The organism is Glutamicibacter arilaitensis Re117 (genome assembly GCF_000197735.1).
Lineage (GTDB): Bacteria > Actinomycetota > Actinomycetes > Actinomycetales > Micrococcaceae > Glutamicibacter > Glutamicibacter arilaitensis.
The window spans coordinates 1,579,614-1,595,941 of the sequence record NC_014550.1 but is presented as its reverse complement, the minus strand read 5'-3'; the positions used below and the strand labels follow the sequence as shown (position 1 = coordinate 1,595,941).

The following is a 16,328-nucleotide window of genomic DNA, read 5'->3' as shown; positions in this document are numbered from 1 at the left end:
CTTCGGTGTCGTAGATGTCAGGATCATCTTGCCGTCAACATTCGAAAAGCGCTACCCGATCCCTACATTGGTGCTACCCGATACGCGCACTGTCCTGTCTCAAGACTTTGTGGACACACGATCTCATGACATCGTGGACACGATGTCTCATACCTTCGTGGACATTCGAGACGTGATTTTCTGGCACGCTCAATCGCATGCCTAACGCACTCTCTCCACGCCTGCGCGCGATGATCATCAGTTTCGATCCCACACAGCCCGAGGCCCTGAGCATCAGCGAATTCTGCAAGACCCAGAAAATCTCGCGAAGCATCTTCTACCGCATCCGCGAACGAGCCACACAAGAATCAGCCGGCGCGCTCCACCCGCGCTCCAGAGCCCCGAAACTACCCTCCAGACGCTACGGTCCCGACGTGATCAATGAGCTGGTCAGGATCCGCAAGGAACTCAAAAAGGATGGGTGGGACTACGGACCGAAGACCATCCATTACGAAGCGACCATCCTGGACGAGTTTCCTGGTGGCCAGATCCCGTCCGTGGCGACCATTGCGCGGCTGCTGGCCAGTGTGGGGCATGTTGAGCGCAGTCCGCGCAAGCGCCCGAAATCCTCGTACGTTCCCTTCGCGCGCTCTGCTGCCATGGCGTTGTGGCAACTCGACGCGTTCGAGTTCAGAACCCATTCCGATCAGGTGGTGACCGTCTACCAGCTCATTGACGATGCGACCCGATTCGACGTGGGCTCCAGCGCGTACGCACGCCATGAGAACAGCGGTGACGCGCAACAGGTGCTCGCACGTGCCATCAATGACTACGGGCCGCCCAAGGAAGTCCTCAGCGATAACTCCAAGGCGTTCAATCAGCTTCGCGGCGGAACCATCGGCATCGTGGAAGCCTATCTGGCGTCCCAGGGAACAATGCCGATCACGGGGTTGCCGGGCAGGCCGACGACTCAGGGCAAGAATGAACGTTCGCACCAGACCCTTCAGCAGTTCCTCAAGGCCAACAGGCCGCAAAATCTTGCGGACGTGCAGAAGCTGCTTCGACGTTATCGTGAGCATTATAACCAGCGCCGGCCCCATCAATCCTTGAACCAGGCAACCCCGCAGAAGGCCTGGGAGCTGCTGGAGCACACGCCGGCAACCGAGCCGATCTCGATGGTGGTGCTGGAAGCGAAGGCCGCTGAATACCTGATGAAGCGTCGAATCGGAAGCTCGGCGGCGAATCGCGCGGATGTTGTCGTTTCGAAAACTGGCGACATCCTGAAGAAGCTCACGGAGCAGCACGAGCCTGACATGGATCGGGAAAGCCATCAGTTACTAGTGCGGGTCAATAAGGATAATTGCCAAGCCTATTATCGTGGCAAGCAGATCTCCCTGCCGCAGACCTATGCTGGACGCCAGTTCCTGAGGACCATCACCGAAGACGAATTCATCTTGTCGGATCCCGATACCGCGGAAGTGGTGCTGAGTTTCCCGTTGCCCATGGTGGCGTTGCGTGTTCATCGGCGGTTTGTGTCCTCGTACTCGATCAGGGGAATTCGCTTGGCGAACCCGACAAAGCAGTGGAGCCGGAAGGTCGCCGAGTACCAGGCCCAGTACGAGGCGCGGGAAGAAGACATGCCCGAGGTCTTTGATTATCGGTAGTTGGCTGTTGCCGGCGGCGCTCGAAGGGGAGCCGCCGGTAGCTGTGTACAAAGTATTGAGATCCATTGTCCACGAAGTGACGAGATTCAGTGTCCACGAAGTCACGAAATTTCACACCCGATACGCGCACATACGCTACCAAATGCGTCTGCTATACACAAGAGCCTTCGGGAGATCCGCCGATGCATCAAACGCTACCTCGCGAGGAAGATCTACCGGATCCTCAATGCCGCTATTCCGGAGGTGTTACCGGCTTGACAAATATAGAAGGGTCAGGGACCGCCGGCTGGAAGGTCTTTGACTCGGTGCACCGGTCTGGCGTGGATCCGGGTAGTCAGTACCCGGCACGAAGGGCCGGCGGCTTCGGTTTCAACGGGCTCAACAAGTAGTTGCCGTCCGGCAGAATCTTGGGTGACGGTGATGACACGGTAGTCGATGAGGTTCAACAGAATCGACGCAGCATCGATTCGGCCGGTATCCTTGGTCACGGCTCGTTGTTCTTTGCGGTTGAATTTTTTTAGCCGACATCCTTATTCGCAGAAGGGACTGCGAGCCAAATTCTTTTTCGGGGACACCATACTAAAAATCGAAGAGTGAATTTAGCGCCATTCGCAGGTCTGACAAGCTACGAATGGCTCTAAAATAGAGATGCTGTACAAGCAAGCGTGGAAATCAAACCGAATTATCCGCGGCTCTGCAAGACCCGACAATTTGCACTTCTGCTGATTTCAGGCGTCAAGTAACATAGGCCAAATGAACACGAAAAACGTTCACTTCTTTGTCCGCTTAATTGAAATATTCTCGCTCTCCATGTCAATTTCAATTAACTCATTTGTTTTCATGAGAGAGATTACGAACGACTTACTGGATCGCTTTGTATAAAGCTTATTCGACCAGAAGGGAGACTTCGTGTTTGACCACTCAATTAAATTGGTAAATCTGACCGACTTCCCTTCTTGGATATAAGAGAGTTTCGGAGATGGAGCTTTAACTCTATACTCATCAGAAATCCACCCACTTATAGGATCTCGATTTCCTTTAACGAACTCGGTACTCACTTCAGAATTCAGACAATAAATTCGAATTTCCGATCCTGAAGTCGTTCTAACGCTTTCATAGCCGTCTTTCTTCGAGGATCGAATTACTGAATCTTTCGGCAAGTTCCATTGCTGTTTAATTTCGCCAGGCAAGGTATTGGTGATTCGATCATCTATCAAAATAAAATCGTCATTCGGAAAATAAGCCATAGTTCTGTACCAAACGACACCTTGAAGACCTTGGATTCTGATCGTGGTCTGCATTACATCATTAGTCTGGTGGCTATGGACCAACGGGGAATCGGCACTTGGATAGTATTTACGTCCTTCCACGTCGATAACGTTATGAGACTCTCGACCTCGGAAGTATAGCCTTTCCTCACCTGCTTCGTAGGCAAATAAGCCCGAATCACAAAGCAGGCGTTCACCAAAAGCATCCAAAGTTATCGAGCCGGCATCTTCGTGGCCATGCACGGCCGAGGACCTACCTGGCCCAAACCGCTGTGTTAGATATGAATTACTCCGCTTATCAACATGACTCCAACTAGCACGAGCGAAGACATAGCCTGAATCGTAAATCCTAGACTTATCCGCAGGCGCTAAGGAAACGTCGCGCGTCCAATCAGATGGCGTGTCTTGTATTCGCGGTGCCTTGTGGTAGACAGTATCGCCCAACATTGCGTAATAACCACTCGGGCTCGTGGCATGCGCCATGAATTCAGTCATTTTTGACAGAAGCTCATATTTTTCTCGCGGAGGATCTGCTTTAGCAGCTTTCATTCTTGTGAATGCTTCTTCGTACCATCGATAATTACGGAATTGATAGTCGATTGACCCCTCGCGAGACACACCTTGTTCGTCAATGGCTTCGTCTAACATCTTCAATATCCTGGATTTAGCGAGTTCGATCCAGTCAGAACGATCTAAGTACTGAGCGAGAGCAATCAGTCCCATGTCCTGATGAAGACTATGGTTGCCACGTCCTTCGTAATTGGCAGGGTCTGCTAAATGAGTGGCGTGTGTCTGGATCGACTCGACTATCCAATCGGGGTTATCAAAATGCTTCGCCGCCATCAAAAGAACAATTGCTCGCATGCCAACAGCCATGTCGAACCAAGCATATTCATCCTTTGGACTACTTGTAGGGTTAGACACAATCCAAGATCTGAGCAACTTCTCATAAAGTTCTAGCCCCCGATCTGATTGTTCAGTAATCGAAACGGAACGTAAGCGATCCAACCATACGAGGCAATGGAACTGAAATCTCCAATTGTCATCATTGAGTGGGTCTGAGTCCCACACGATAGTTTGTCCAAGGTTCACTGACCGATGAGGTAATAACTTCAGGGAACCTGTGAGCAACTGCCCAAGAAACTCTTGGTCGCTCAAATCATTCGTGGAAACTGTTGAGTACGTGTGGAAAAGTTGTCCGTCAGTATTGAAAGCTGTCATCATTTCCTTAGCGCGTTCGACGAGGTAGAAAATTCAATGCTTGAACTTGGTTGACTATGCATTATTGGATAATTATGCCAGAGCTAGCCCGGCAGCTTCATGACGGGCACGTCATTAACAGGCAACAAAACGAAAAGATGACCCCGACTTGGGATAATAGGAGTCTCTAAATTCCATATCACCAAAATCACGGTTCACCATTTCTGTGAACCATTCTACTCATGCTTCCCACGCTGTCCGAATCCTACTCACCGGTAAAGAAATGGTCTCCTACACCGGTTTGTCTGTGCTGACTAGTCTCTTGCACGCGTTGACTTCCGCGCTCTACGCGAAAATTGGTTCTCCCCGTTTGTGCCAACCGCCGCAACACACCGGACCGAATATAATCCTCGGAGCCCTAACACCGTCCATGTCCACTGCCTGCCTGCAAGTCTCCGATCATCGGGATCGAGGCTTCCTTGGTTTGTCTCCATTCCGAGAATGGAATCCATTGCCTGCACGTGGGTTGAATGGCAATCCCAGGATGCTGACCGCCGGACAACCACTGATCAGCCTGGCAAGCTCACCCGTGAAAGCGAATACCGTGATCGCTAGGAAATAAGCTTGTTGGTCTAGCTCCTTTGCAGCGATACGGTAGGACGTTCCATTGATGCATCGCACAACGAGAGAAACACTCAGCTTCATGAAACAAGCGTGGTGGCCGGGATTGAAGCCGGGCCACCAGTCCAAAGTCAACCCCGTGATGAGGCGAAAATCGAATGGCCAGCAATTGGTGCTTTCCCAATGGAAAGAGTAAGAACCGTCATGTAACTGGTAACGACCGGCTTTAGCGCATGGCATGCTTCGTAACGATAGAATCGTCATGGCGTAACAAACCCGCGAACATCGGAGCCAAATGGTTCTCGTTACGAACGCTCCTGTAGCTTTGTGACCTTTCTTGAGGTGCCACAAAGCGACCGATCCCGAGCTCACTGAATCAGTTGAGTCGAGATCGGTCGCCTATGCCTCGTGACGAACGTTTGCTAAATATTAGTCGGCCAGGTTGATCTCGCGCGCAACGCTCGCACCAATCGCTGCACCTACAACGTCTAGCACGCCTTGTGGCAGCGCAGAATCGATGTTGATGACAGCCAGTGCTTCAGCCTTCTTCTCATCGCGCGATACCTGCATACCTGCAATGTTGACGCCCTGCTCTCCCAGCACATTGCCCAGCGAGCCAACGACGCCTGGACGATCCGCGTAGCGGACCACGATCATGTGATCCGAAATAGGAATTTCGATCTCGTGGCCGTTGATGCCCACGAGCTTCTCAATCTGCTTAGGCCCAGTCAAGGTACCTGCCACAGCGAGCTGGGTGCCCTCATTGGTCGAACCCTTGATGGTCAGCTGGTTACGGTACTCAGGCGAATCAGGGGTGGTGATCAGTCGGGTAGCAACACCACGCTGCTCAGCCAAGACCGGTGCATTCACGTATGAGACTTGATCAGAGACTACGTCCATGAAAACGCCCTTGAGTGCCGAAAGCTCCAGAGCCTTGACATCCAGTGAAGCGATCTCGCCGGCAACTTCAACGTCAATGCTGGTCAGGGAGCCGGAAGTCAATGCGTTGAAGATACGGCCCAGCTTCTCAATCAGCGGGATACCAGGGCGCACGTTCTCATCGATGACACCGCCAGCAACGTTCACAGCATCCGGGACCAATTCGCCAGCCAGTGCCAGGCGAACCGACTTGGCTACCGAGACGCCGGCCTTTTCCTGTGCTTCATCGGTGGATGCGCCAAGGTGCGGGGTGACGGTGACGTTCTCGAATTCAAAGAATGGAAGATCGGTGCTTGGCTCCTTGACGAACACGTCAATGCCAGCGCCTGCAATCTCTTCATCCTTCAATGCTTCGTAAAGCGCATCCTGATCCACCAGGCCACCGCGGGCCACGTTGACCACGTATGCGGACTTCTTCATCTTGGTGAATGCGTCCTTGCCCAGCATGCCCAAGGTTTCCGGGGTCTTTGGCATGTGGATGGTGATGAAGTCAGCTTCGGCCAGCAATTCATCCAAGGTCAGCAGGGTGACACCGAGCTGCGCGGCACGAGCTGGAGTGACGTATGGGTCGTAGGCAACGATTTCCATGCCGAAGCCCTGCAGGCGTGCGGCCACGAGGGCGCCGATGCGGCCGAGCCCAATGATGCCGGCCTTCTTCTCGAAGAGTTCAACGCCGGTGAAGGAGCTGCGCTTCCATTCGCCGTTCTTCAGCGATGCGTTGGCTGCGGGGATGCGGCGTGCCAGGGACACGATGTGGCCCACGGTCAATTCAGCCGCGGAAATGATGTTGGAGGTTGGAGCGTTGACTACCATGACGCCAGCTTGGGTGGCTGCCTTGATGTCTACGTTGTCCAGGCCTACGCCGGCACGGGCGATGACCTTGAGGTTCTTGGCTGCGGCAATTGCTTCTGCATCTACCTGGGTTGCAGAGCGGACGAGGATTGCATCTACGTCGGCAATGGCTTCGAGCAGCTGGGAGCGGTCGGCTCCGTCGGTCTGACGAATTTCAAAGTCGGGGCCGAGTGCAGCAACAGTTGCTGGGGATAGTTGTTCGGCCAGAAGTACGATTGGCTTGTTGTCAGACACGGGTGTGGCACCTTTGCGATTTCTTGGGCTGATGGTGGCATGAAAGCAGCTGTTTTTCGCTGCCTACATTTCCAGAGTAGCGCTATGCATCCCCCATTTTCCCTTGAATTCACGCATGTTACGCAGGGAAAATCCGACTTTGTGAAAACTTTCACTTATTCGATATGATGACTACTTGACGACCACACGTTAGTTCACAGTGGTGCAGATCACTAATTGCATTCGAGTAGCTGCATCGTCGTTTATCCCAGTTATCTCAAGCTTTCATTTCATCCGAACGCCAGCATAATTAGCTTCTGTCTTAGACCGCTTTCGCACAGGGATGGGACTGACCTCGTGGCAGTTCATCACAGGTAGTCAGGCTCTGCTTTCGTTTCGCCGTGAATGCCAGATCCGATAAGACTTACCTTCGGCGATGAGGCCATCCACCAGAGCACCCAAGAGCAAAGCACTAGCATCTGGCGACGGTAGCGATACATTGGCGTTGGAAGCTGAGATCGTGGTGGAAGCTGCATGACTCAGCAATTGCTCGACGTCGTATGCACTATCCGCCAAGTCGATATGTCCCTGATTTGCCATGTGCCGGGCGAACCGTTGCTGATGACCATCAACGTGTTCCCCTTTGCGTGGATCGCGAGCTATTACCAACGGTCGCTTACCACTGCGCAGAATCTCCACGATGGTTGATGGTCCACCATGGCAAATCACTAGATCTGCGAGATCTATTTGCCTCTGCACATCGCTTTTCGGCAGGTAATCCATGCCTTGTGCATACCGAGGTGGACTCGATGTTCCAAACTGAATCAGACACTTCCTGCCATTACGCCCCGGCTCCCCTGCCTGTTGCAACGCATCCACGAGCTCCACCATGCGGTCAAAGGGGTGATGATCGGTTCCTACCAGCGCTAGGATCATGAATTCCGCTGTTTTCTCGTTCATAGCAATGGTCCGATCACCGTCGCGCCCGGATAGCATTCAAGCTGTTCCTCCCATTGGACGCAAAATGCCGAGGACAGCGGACGGCAAAGTTTTCCAGTCAGAGTTCGCGAATCAATGCGGTCATAAACTTCGACGTAAATTGTAGGAATGCCTCTCAATCTGGCCATGAGGAAGAACGGCAGCGCTACCCCAGCTCCGGTGCTGATGACTGCCTCAGGCTGTTGGCGATGCAGAACCTTGAAAGACAGCCACAGGTTACGCACCGTATTCCAGAGATTGCGTGTGGTTGGGTGATACGCCCAGGCCACTTGTTCCCCGGCAAGCGCACTCGTTGCATCTGGCGTATCAAAGGTAACCCAAGACCTTTCACGCTCTTTCCACCATGCAGCCATTGAAAGCATCTGCGCTAGATGGCCTCCACTAGACCCTACAAACAGCAAACCACTCATCTCATTACCCCCTTGTTCCCCAATACAAGTTGTTCACCAGCCCGCCGTGATTTGGCAATCACACCAAGCCCGGTGCGTTGTCTCTGAGCATCGCGCTCGGTCCTGAAAATGCATTTCAGAAGGCTACGAGTTCCCCCATGACTCGAGCGGCTGTCGGACGCGGACGTCCAACCCGCAATGGCAGTTCAGGCAAGAAGCCGACATATCAATCACCAAACCCCGCTACGCATCTCCCCTTTTTCTGCGCAGGATCCGCTGGTGTCCTCGGCACACAAGGTACCGAGGACAACAGAATCAGCTGCCCTCGATAATCATGCCGGCAGCAACCGTGTCATTGGTCATCTCATCGATCAGTATGAACCCGCCGGTAGTCCGATTCCGCTGGTAAGCATCAGCCAACAACGGTTGCGTAGTCCGCATTGTGATGCGCCCTATTTCGTTCAAAGACAAGCTGCCAGCCTCTTCATCCCGGTGCAGGGTGTTGATGTTCAAGCCATAGCGCAGACCCTTGACCAGGGCCCGTGCAGACTTAGTCGTTTGCTTGATCGCCAGCTTCTGTCCCACGCGCATTGGACGATCACTCATCCAACAGACCATGGCTTCGAAGTTCTGGGCGACCATTGGCTGATTGTTGGGACGCACAATCATGTCTCCTCGCGAGACATCCACATCGTCATTCAAGCGGATGGTCACCGACATCGGCGGATAGGCTGCCTCAACAGGTCCGTCTGCCGTGGAAATCTCTTTGATCGTAGATGGCAGCCCGCTAGGAAGCACGACAACCTCATCTCCGGGTTTCAACACGCCACTTGCCACCTGGCCCGCATAGCCGCGGTAGTCATGGTAGTCGTTGCTATGAGGCCTGATGACGTACTGCACAGGGAATCGGACATCAACTAGGTTCGAATCGCTGGCTATCTGCACATTCTCCAGGTGGTGCATGAGCGATGATCCCTGGTACCACGGCATGTTCTCCGAGCGGCTGACCACATTGTCACCTGTCAGCGCGGATACTGGAATCACTTGGACATCGGCGATGTTCAAACGTGACGCGTAGTCAGCGAATTCGTTGCGGATTTCCTCGAACGCTTCTTCGGACCAATCCACTAAATCCATCTTGTTCACCGCGACGACCAGGTGAGGCACCTTGAGCAACGAAACCAGGAAGGCATGCCTCCTGGACTGCTCCACCATGCCCTTGCGCGCATCGACCAGGACGATGGACAGATCGGATGTGGAAGCACCGGTTACCATATTCCGGGTGTATTGGATGTGCCCGGGCGTATCAGCGATAATGAATTTCCGCTTAGGCGTGGCAAAGTAGCGGTATGCCACGTCAATGGTGATTCCCTGTTCACGTTCGGCCCGTAATCCGTCGGTGAGCAAGGCGAGGTCCGTATATTCGGAACCGCGCTCGGTGCTAGTCTTCTCCACCGCATCCAACTGGTCGCTGAAGATCGCCTTCGAATCAAAAAGCAACCGCCCGATCAGGGTGCTTTTGCCGTCATCAACTGATCCGGCCGTAGCAATACGTAGCAAGTCCATTTTAGAAGTACCCTTCCTTCTTGCGGTCTTCCATGGCCGCTTCACTAACTTGGTCATCTCCCCGTGTTGCTCCGCGTTCAGTGATGCGCGTCAAGGCAACTTCGTCGACGATTTGCTCAGTGGTGCCAGCAGTTGATTCCACTGCCGCAGTCAGGCTTGCATCGCCCACGGTGCGGTACCGGACCGTGCGGATTTCAACCGCTTCATGTTCCATGGGTAGACAGAATTCGTGAACTCCGAAGACCATGCCGTTACGGTCGAAGACCGCACGCTCATGCGCGTAATAAATGGACGGAATCCGGATGTTTTCGCGTGCAATGTAGTGCCAGATGTCCAACTCCGTCCAATTGGACAGCGGGAAGACACGGATGCTCTCCCCCAAATTCAGCCGGCTGTTGTACAGGCCCCACAGTTCGGGGCGCTGATTCTTCGGGTCCCACTGGCCGAATTCATCGCGGAATGAAAAGACACGCTCCTTGGCCCGGGCCTTTTCTTCATCGCGCCTGGCGCCGCCCATGAGCGCATTCAACCGGTGCTTCTCGATGGTATCTAACAGCACTGGAGTCTGGATGCGGTTACGGGATCCATTGCGCTCTTCGGCGACTTCACCGGCATCGATCGCTTCCTGCACAGATCCGACGATGAGACGCACTCCCCTGCGCAGAACTTCAGCATCACGGAAGTCGAGGACTTCTTGGAAATTGTGCCCGGTGTCAATGTGGACTACTGGAAACGGGATAACTGCTGGCGCGAAGGCCTTGGCTGCAAGGTGTAGCAGGACCGCAGAGTCCTTGCCCCCGGAAAACAGTAGGCCAGGCCGTTCCAATTCGGCCACTACCTCGCGAATGATGTAGATGGATTCAGCCTCTAGCGCTGAGAGCTGGTCCAGCTGATATCGCATGCTTGTGGCTTGTTTCAGTTTCATTGATAGAACCCCCAAATTCAATTAATGAACGTATTAAGTTGTCTGCAACGTGATGCCGGCCATTGCCCCAAGCAAGGCGGCTCGCAGTTCCTTCCTGCAGATCAGCAGGTCTGGTAGATACGGATTTTCTTGATTGTATTCCAGTGGGCTGCCGTCTATGCGGCTGACATGCAAGTCTCTGCTTGCTGCGACAGCCACAGGCGCAGCAGAATCCCACTCGTACTGCCCACCGGCGTGGATATAGGCATCCACTTCACCGCGTGCTACAGCACAGGCCTTGAACCCAGCCGAGCCCATCGGCACGAATTCGATGTCCAAGTGATTGGACAGCTCCGCAACGATCTGTGGCGGCCGAGTGCGCGATACCGCTATACGGACCGGACGCATTCCGCGATTCAATGCCCCCATGGGTTCAGATCGGCTCACGAGCAACTCATCTAAGCCGGGAAGCGCTACAGCTCCAACAACCAGCTGACCGGATTTCCAGAGCGCGACATGAACGACCCAGTCGTCACGACCTTCTGAATATTCGCGGGTTCCGTCCAGCGGGTCGATGATCCACACACGGTCATTACTCAAACGAGTCAAGTCGTCGGTGGCTTCTTCCGAAAGAATCGAATCATCCGGGTAGCTCTCGACAAGCCTACGATTCAAGAATTCCTGAGATGCGCGGTCACCAGCAACCTTCAGCTCTGACTCAGTCATTGCCTTGGATCGCGCCTGAGCACGCAGCTGCAACAATACCCGTCCAGATTCCTTTGCAATTTCAGCAGCGAATTGCACGTCGCTCACGGGTTCCCCCTTTCCTTGCCCCAACAAGTAGCACCAGCGTACCCCAATAATTCGCATGGTGTCCTGCCATATTACCCACATTTCAACCTAAGAATGAAGTGTTTCCAGAGCGCAATTTAAAATACGAAATACTGGAACTATTCACCGTTTGAATCTACGCTGATATTTGTGCCGATATTTTGGGGAGACGGTATGAGTAAGACTCACAATTTTCAGGGGCTGGAAACAGTCCTCCAGCTTGACGGGCCAGCTTTGGACCTTCTTGAACTGGCTCTAGGCGGGCTGGCAGACCAGCAGGACCTGGCCCGTTGGCTTTGCGCCGCGGGATATGTGTATCCGGATTCGGCGAATTCACGGCGGTTGCTCTTGGCCGATCCCGATGGCACTGCGTTGGCCAGCGTGGAAGTACGACCTTCATCCACCATCAGTGACAACTCGTTGGATGTAGCACAGCTGAAGCCGCTGGCAAGAAGTGAGCATGGGCCAGGGCGAGCTAGTCGTCTAACGAGCGCACTGACCACGCAGTCGGCTGTCTTATTTTCGGAAGCGCCAACTGTTTCCGAGATCCATAAGCTTTCTTTATCAACTGTTGCTTCGCAAGCCTTCCTAGTACTGGTTTCATCGAGTAAGCGTGCTAGCCAGACGGACTATCCAAACCAGCTTCGGGAATTACACGATGCGGCACTGCTTGCTGGCGCCCAAGGCGCTGGGCACCTGATCATTCCAGAGGAAGCCGACATGCAGCAGGTAGTACAACGGGCAGTCATGGAGGTGCTCTACGATTTCCGAAAACCTACTGATGAAAGCTTGGTTCAGCAAGGTCTAGTGGTGCTATTCAGTGGCCTGTCCGGCTCCGGGAAATCTACTTTGGCTCGCAGTGTCATGGAACGCATTCATTTAGAGATGAACCGCGAAGCAGTGTTATTGGATGGAGATGACATACGTCGATTCGTTTCCAAGGGCTTGGGTTTCTCACCTGAAGATCGGGAAACCAATGTAGTTCGCATCGGCTGGATTGCTTCGCGAATCAGCCAGGTCGGCGGGATTGCACTTTGTGCCCCCATCGCTCCGTTTGCACAGGCCCGGGCGCAGATGCGAGCGTTAGCGGAGCAAGCAGGGCGCTTCGTGCTAGTACACGTGAACACGCCACTGGAAGTTTGCGAAGCACGCGACCGCAAGGGGCTCTATGCAAAAGCCAGAGCAGGGTTGGTTAAGGATTTTACCGGGATCGATTCGCCATATGAGGTCCCAGAAGACGCGTCGCTGACTCTGGATCTATCGACGTTAAGCATCGAAGCAGCCAGCGACCAAGTGCTTGAGCTTATCCGCTCGACTCATCACTAGGTGCGCGAACCAAGGATCGGAACCTAAAGGTTCCGATCCTTCCAACCTCCACCGAAATCGAGGTTTGAAGGCTCTTAAAAGTTAAGCGTGGTGCAGGATGTTCAGCACGGCCGTAGGCCCGCCGTGTACAACAATATCCGAAGCCGATAATGACCATGATTCCGATAGCCTCGACCGATGCGTTTCAGGTTCTTCGCCGTCAGGTTCGCCGCCTCGCTCCGGGCGTTGGTCAACCTCGTTCGTACGAACACCAGCAGCTCCCGCCGCCAGGCGGTCAACGTGCGGAACAATGTTTTCGCCTCGGTCATTTTTGTGGCCTTCACTGATTTCTCCAGCACCGCCCACCGGGACTGGAATTCATGGATATCAGCGGTTTTCAGCAGTTGCCGCACGTGTTCCTTGATTCCATAGATCACTCCGAGTTCCGGGTCTGATTCAAGGATCAGCTTCAGCCGTTCCACCTGCTTGATCGACAGGTTCTCTAAGTTGCAGGTTAGTAGCTTCCGGTACTTGTAGGCCGGATCCGTGGCCCTGCCACGGCGTTCGTGCACTTCGTGGGAACGGCGGCGGCGGACCTGGGTGATCATCAGATTCGCCCGGGCGATCACGTGGAAATGGTCCACGCTGACCTTCGCCTTGGGCAGATTCTCACGCACCGCTTTGCGGAACTCGGCAGACATGTCGATCGCGACGTACTGCACCCGTTGGCGCCAATACCGTGGCCGGTTCTTCAACCACTTCTTTACCGCTGTTCCGCGGCGTCCGTCCACGATATCCAGGATCTTTCCGGTGTCCAGATCGGTGAAGACGATGGACCACGGCTCAATCCGAACGACTTTCCCGGTCCGGCCAAGGGCGTAGCGGACTTTGCGGAACCGGTGCTCATCGATGCCCAGGCGCCGGATGAACATCCGGTCCACATTCCCGACGAGTTCACCGACGGTGGTCAGTCGGGCCATGACCGTTGGCCATGACACCCCATGCGCTGCGGCGACCCGGGACACGGCTCGCAGTTCGCAGCTCATCTCGTCCACGAGCCGTTGGGAGAGCCTGGTGGTGATCCGTGCGCGGAAGGGCAGTTGCTCGGTGGTTTGCACGAACGAACGGCGTTCGCAGGCAGGTTCTTGGCAGGCCATGCGGCGTTTGCGTACCAACACCTGCAGGTCGTCACCGCCGGCGGGCAGGTCCTTGACCTGGTGCACCGGCCTTGCTTGGATTCGGGTAGTCAGTACCCCGCAGGAGGGGCAAGCGGCTTCGGTTTCGATGGGCTCAACAAGTACCTGCCGTCCGGCAAGTTCCTGAGTCACGGTGATGACGCGGTAGTCGGTGAGGTTCAACAGAATCGACGCAGCATCGATTCGGCCGGTATCCTTGATCACGGCTCGTAGTTCCTTGCGTATGAATTGTTTTAGTCAACATCCATTTTCGCAGAAGGGACTGCGAGCCTTACTTCTTTTTCGGGTCACCACGCTAAAAATCGAAGAGCCGGTTTGAACCAGCACCGGTCGGTAATTCAAAATAATCTGGATGCCAGAATTTCAGAAATTTTTCTCACCGGATATGCCGCACCAAAATTCATCGATCACTGAGTACAAATTAGTCCTTACCCGAAATTTGGCGCGTTGAATCAGCAGCTCAAAACAATTATTTTGAGTCCGTATTTCCAGTGATGCGATGTCCTCTTTTTTCGCATTTTAAAAACCGTTTATCATTTTCCTTTCATGGGCATGTGAACAGCTGGCGGTTCGGTACACGCTAGAGCGGCCACACCAGTGGGACCACGCTCAGCGTGACTACTGCCGTGATCATGCTCATCGGCACACCGGCCCGTACATAGTCCCAGACCTTGTACCCTCCGGGGCCCATGACCATGAGGTTTGTCTGATATCCGATGGGGATGATGAAGCTGGCCGAAGCAGCGACCATCACGGTGATGGCAAAGGGCATGAAATTCGCTCCAACGGTATCGGCGACGGACATCGCGATGGGAAAGACCAGCACTGCAGCTGCATTATTCGTCAGCATCTCCGTGAAGCATAGTGTCAGCAGGAAAACCAACGCGAGCGCTCCCCAAGGACCGACGCCAACTCCAAGAAGTTTCAGAGCAATGTACTGGGCCGCACCGGTTTTGACCATGGCTGCACCCAGTGCGAAAGACGCAGCAATGACGATGATGACTTGTGTATCAATATGCCGTCGAACGTTTCCCAGGGAAAGGCAACCGGTCACGATCATCGCAACACCTGCCAGCATTGCGGCCTCAATAACTTCAAGCACCCCAAAGGCGTTCAGCAGGATCATGGCACCCAAGATTCCCAGCGCCCACGGCGCTTTGCGGAAGTTGGCCGGGGCCCTCTGGCTGATGCCGCTGACCAGCATGAAATCCCGGCGGAACCGGTATCTGCGCTCGAAACCCGCACCGGCTTCTAGCAGCAGCGTATCTCCGACGCGAAGCTTGACGTCTCCAATCTTCTCGTGGAGCATTTCTCCATTGCGGGAAATTGAGAGGATCACTGCTTGGTAGTTCGAACGGAACTTGCTGTCCTTGATGCTCTGGCCGATGCCGCTGAAATCAGGGCCGACAATGGCTTCTACCAAGCGGCGGTAGTCATGCTTGACCTTGAGCTTGCCGACATCACCCGCATGCGGGTGGAGCCCGCGCACCCCGCGCAGTTCGCCAGCGCACTCAGGAGCGCCGATGAACGTCAGTACGTCGAACGGTTCCAAAATGGTTTCCGGTGCGACCTCAACGACTTCCTGCGACCCTCGTTCCAACCGAACCAAATACCCATGTGCAAGATTCCGCAGACCGGCAACGGCGATGCTCTTTCCGGCGAGCGGGCCGCCAGCGGCAACCTCGAATTCCACCGCGTATTCCCTGGCGCTTTCCATTTGCGCCAGTGCTCCTTGGCGATCTGGCATGAGCCGGTTTCCGAAGAAAGCCAGATACAACGCCCCCGCAATAGTCAGAGGAAGACCCACCGCCGCGATATCAAACATGCCCAGAGAAATTCCCTTTTCTGACTGCAGCAACCCGTTGACCACCAAGTTGGTACTCGTTCCGATCAGCGTCATCGTACCGCCCAAAATTGCCATGTAGCTCAATGGCATTAGCAGCTTGGATGGCGAGATCTTGAGTTTCGCCGACCATTCCTGGATCGCCGGCATCAGCATGGCCACAACCGTAGTGTTATTCAGGAAACCGCTCATTCCACCAACCGGCAACAGCATCCGCAGATACGCTCCGCGAATCGTTCGCGGCCGGCCCAGAAGGTATTGCGTAATCCATTGGACGGCCCCGGTTTCGGTCAGTCCCGCGGCGACGACATAGAGCACAGCCACGGTAATCACGCCCGGATTACTGAATCCTACGAAGGCTTCGACCGGTTCGAGAATCCCCAAAAGCATTAAAACCAGGCAAGCGCCAAGCAAAATCAAGTCCGCTGTCAGCCGAGTCGCCGCAAGCAGGACCAGCACCAACCCCACGATGATTAACGTGAATATCGCATCAATTTCCACAATACTCCCCCTAGTATTGCCCGCTTGCCGGCGGGTGTACGCCAGCAAGATGCTTCCT

11 protein-coding genes and 1 pseudogene are annotated in these 16,328 nt (G+C 54.3%); 2 read left to right on the top strand and 10 right to left on the bottom strand.

All coding sequences use genetic code 11. The annotated features are described in order from the left end of the window. The first annotated feature begins 197 nt into the window (after nt 1–197). Nucleotides 198–1,643 (top strand): IS481-like element ISAar27 family transposase, encoded by a 1,446-nt coding sequence (locus tag AARI_RS07720; RefSeq protein ID WP_013348760.1) that lies wholly within the window; start codon nt 198–200, stop codon nt 1,641–1,643. 278 nt (nt 1,644–1,921) lie between these two features. Here the strand turns inward: AARI_RS07720 and AARI_RS07715 are convergent. From AARI_RS07715 to AARI_RS07685, 8 genes and pseudogenes are all read right to left on the bottom strand, one after another. After that, nucleotides 1,922–2,131: pseudogene (locus tag AARI_RS07715) on the bottom strand (ISL3 family transposase); the annotation flags it as partial. A 282-nt stretch (nt 2,132–2,413) separates the two neighbouring features. Further along, entirely contained in the window at nt 2,414–4,135 is a 1,722-nt protein-coding gene (locus AARI_RS07710) for a heparinase II/III domain-containing protein (protein ID WP_013348758.1), read from the bottom strand. 1,026 nt (nt 4,136–5,161) lie between these two features. Beyond that, complete coding sequence (serA, locus tag AARI_RS07705) at nt 5,162–6,757, bottom strand: phosphoglycerate dehydrogenase (RefSeq protein ID WP_013348756.1); 1,596 nt, start codon at nt 6,755–6,757, stop codon at nt 5,162–5,164. Between the two features lie 357 nt (nt 6,758–7,114). Continuing rightward, nucleotides 7,115–7,696, bottom strand: coding sequence for a glycosyltransferase (locus AARI_RS07700; protein ID WP_013348755.1), 582 nt, complete (start codon nt 7,694–7,696; stop codon nt 7,115–7,117). Next, a complete protein-coding gene (pssD, locus tag AARI_RS19215; protein ID WP_013348754.1) occupies nt 7,693–8,145 on the bottom strand; it encodes a PssD/Cps14F family polysaccharide biosynthesis glycosyltransferase in 453 nt (150 codons plus the stop codon). Before pssD ends, AARI_RS07700 begins: the two co-directional genes overlap by 4 nt. A gap of 294 nt (nt 8,146–8,439) precedes the next feature. After that, nucleotides 8,440–9,690 (bottom strand): sulfate adenylyltransferase subunit CysN, encoded by a 1,251-nt coding sequence (gene cysN, locus AARI_RS07695; protein ID WP_013348753.1) that lies wholly within the window; start codon nt 9,688–9,690, stop codon nt 8,440–8,442. A gap of 1 nt (nt 9,691) precedes the next feature. Then, nucleotides 9,692–10,615: a sulfate adenylyltransferase subunit CysD gene (gene cysD, locus AARI_RS07690; RefSeq protein ID WP_013348752.1), complete on the bottom strand. Its 924-nt coding sequence runs from the start codon at nt 10,613–10,615 to the stop codon at nt 9,692–9,694. A gap of 33 nt (nt 10,616–10,648) precedes the next feature. Then, complete coding sequence (locus AARI_RS07685) at nt 10,649–11,407, bottom strand: 3'(2'),5'-bisphosphate nucleotidase CysQ (RefSeq protein ID WP_013348751.1); 759 nt, start codon at nt 11,405–11,407, stop codon at nt 10,649–10,651. Nucleotides 11,408–11,773: 366 nt separating this feature from the next. Here AARI_RS07685 and cysC point away from each other — a divergent pair, with 366 nt between their 5' ends. Continuing rightward, complete coding sequence (gene cysC / locus AARI_RS18560) at nt 11,774–12,751, top strand: adenylyl-sulfate kinase (protein ID WP_231849456.1); 978 nt, start codon at nt 11,774–11,776, stop codon at nt 12,749–12,751. A gap of 101 nt (nt 12,752–12,852) precedes the next feature. Here the strand turns inward: cysC and AARI_RS07675 are convergent, their stop codons facing one another. Continuing rightward, complete coding sequence (locus AARI_RS07675) at nt 12,853–14,130, bottom strand: ISL3-like element ISAar15 family transposase (RefSeq protein ID WP_013348066.1); 1,278 nt, start codon at nt 14,128–14,130, stop codon at nt 12,853–12,855. Between the two features lie 376 nt (nt 14,131–14,506). After that, nucleotides 14,507–16,318, bottom strand: coding sequence for an SLC13 family permease (locus AARI_RS07670; protein WP_231849455.1), 1,812 nt, complete (start codon nt 16,316–16,318; stop codon nt 14,507–14,509). Nucleotides 16,319–16,328 lie beyond the last annotated feature (10 nt).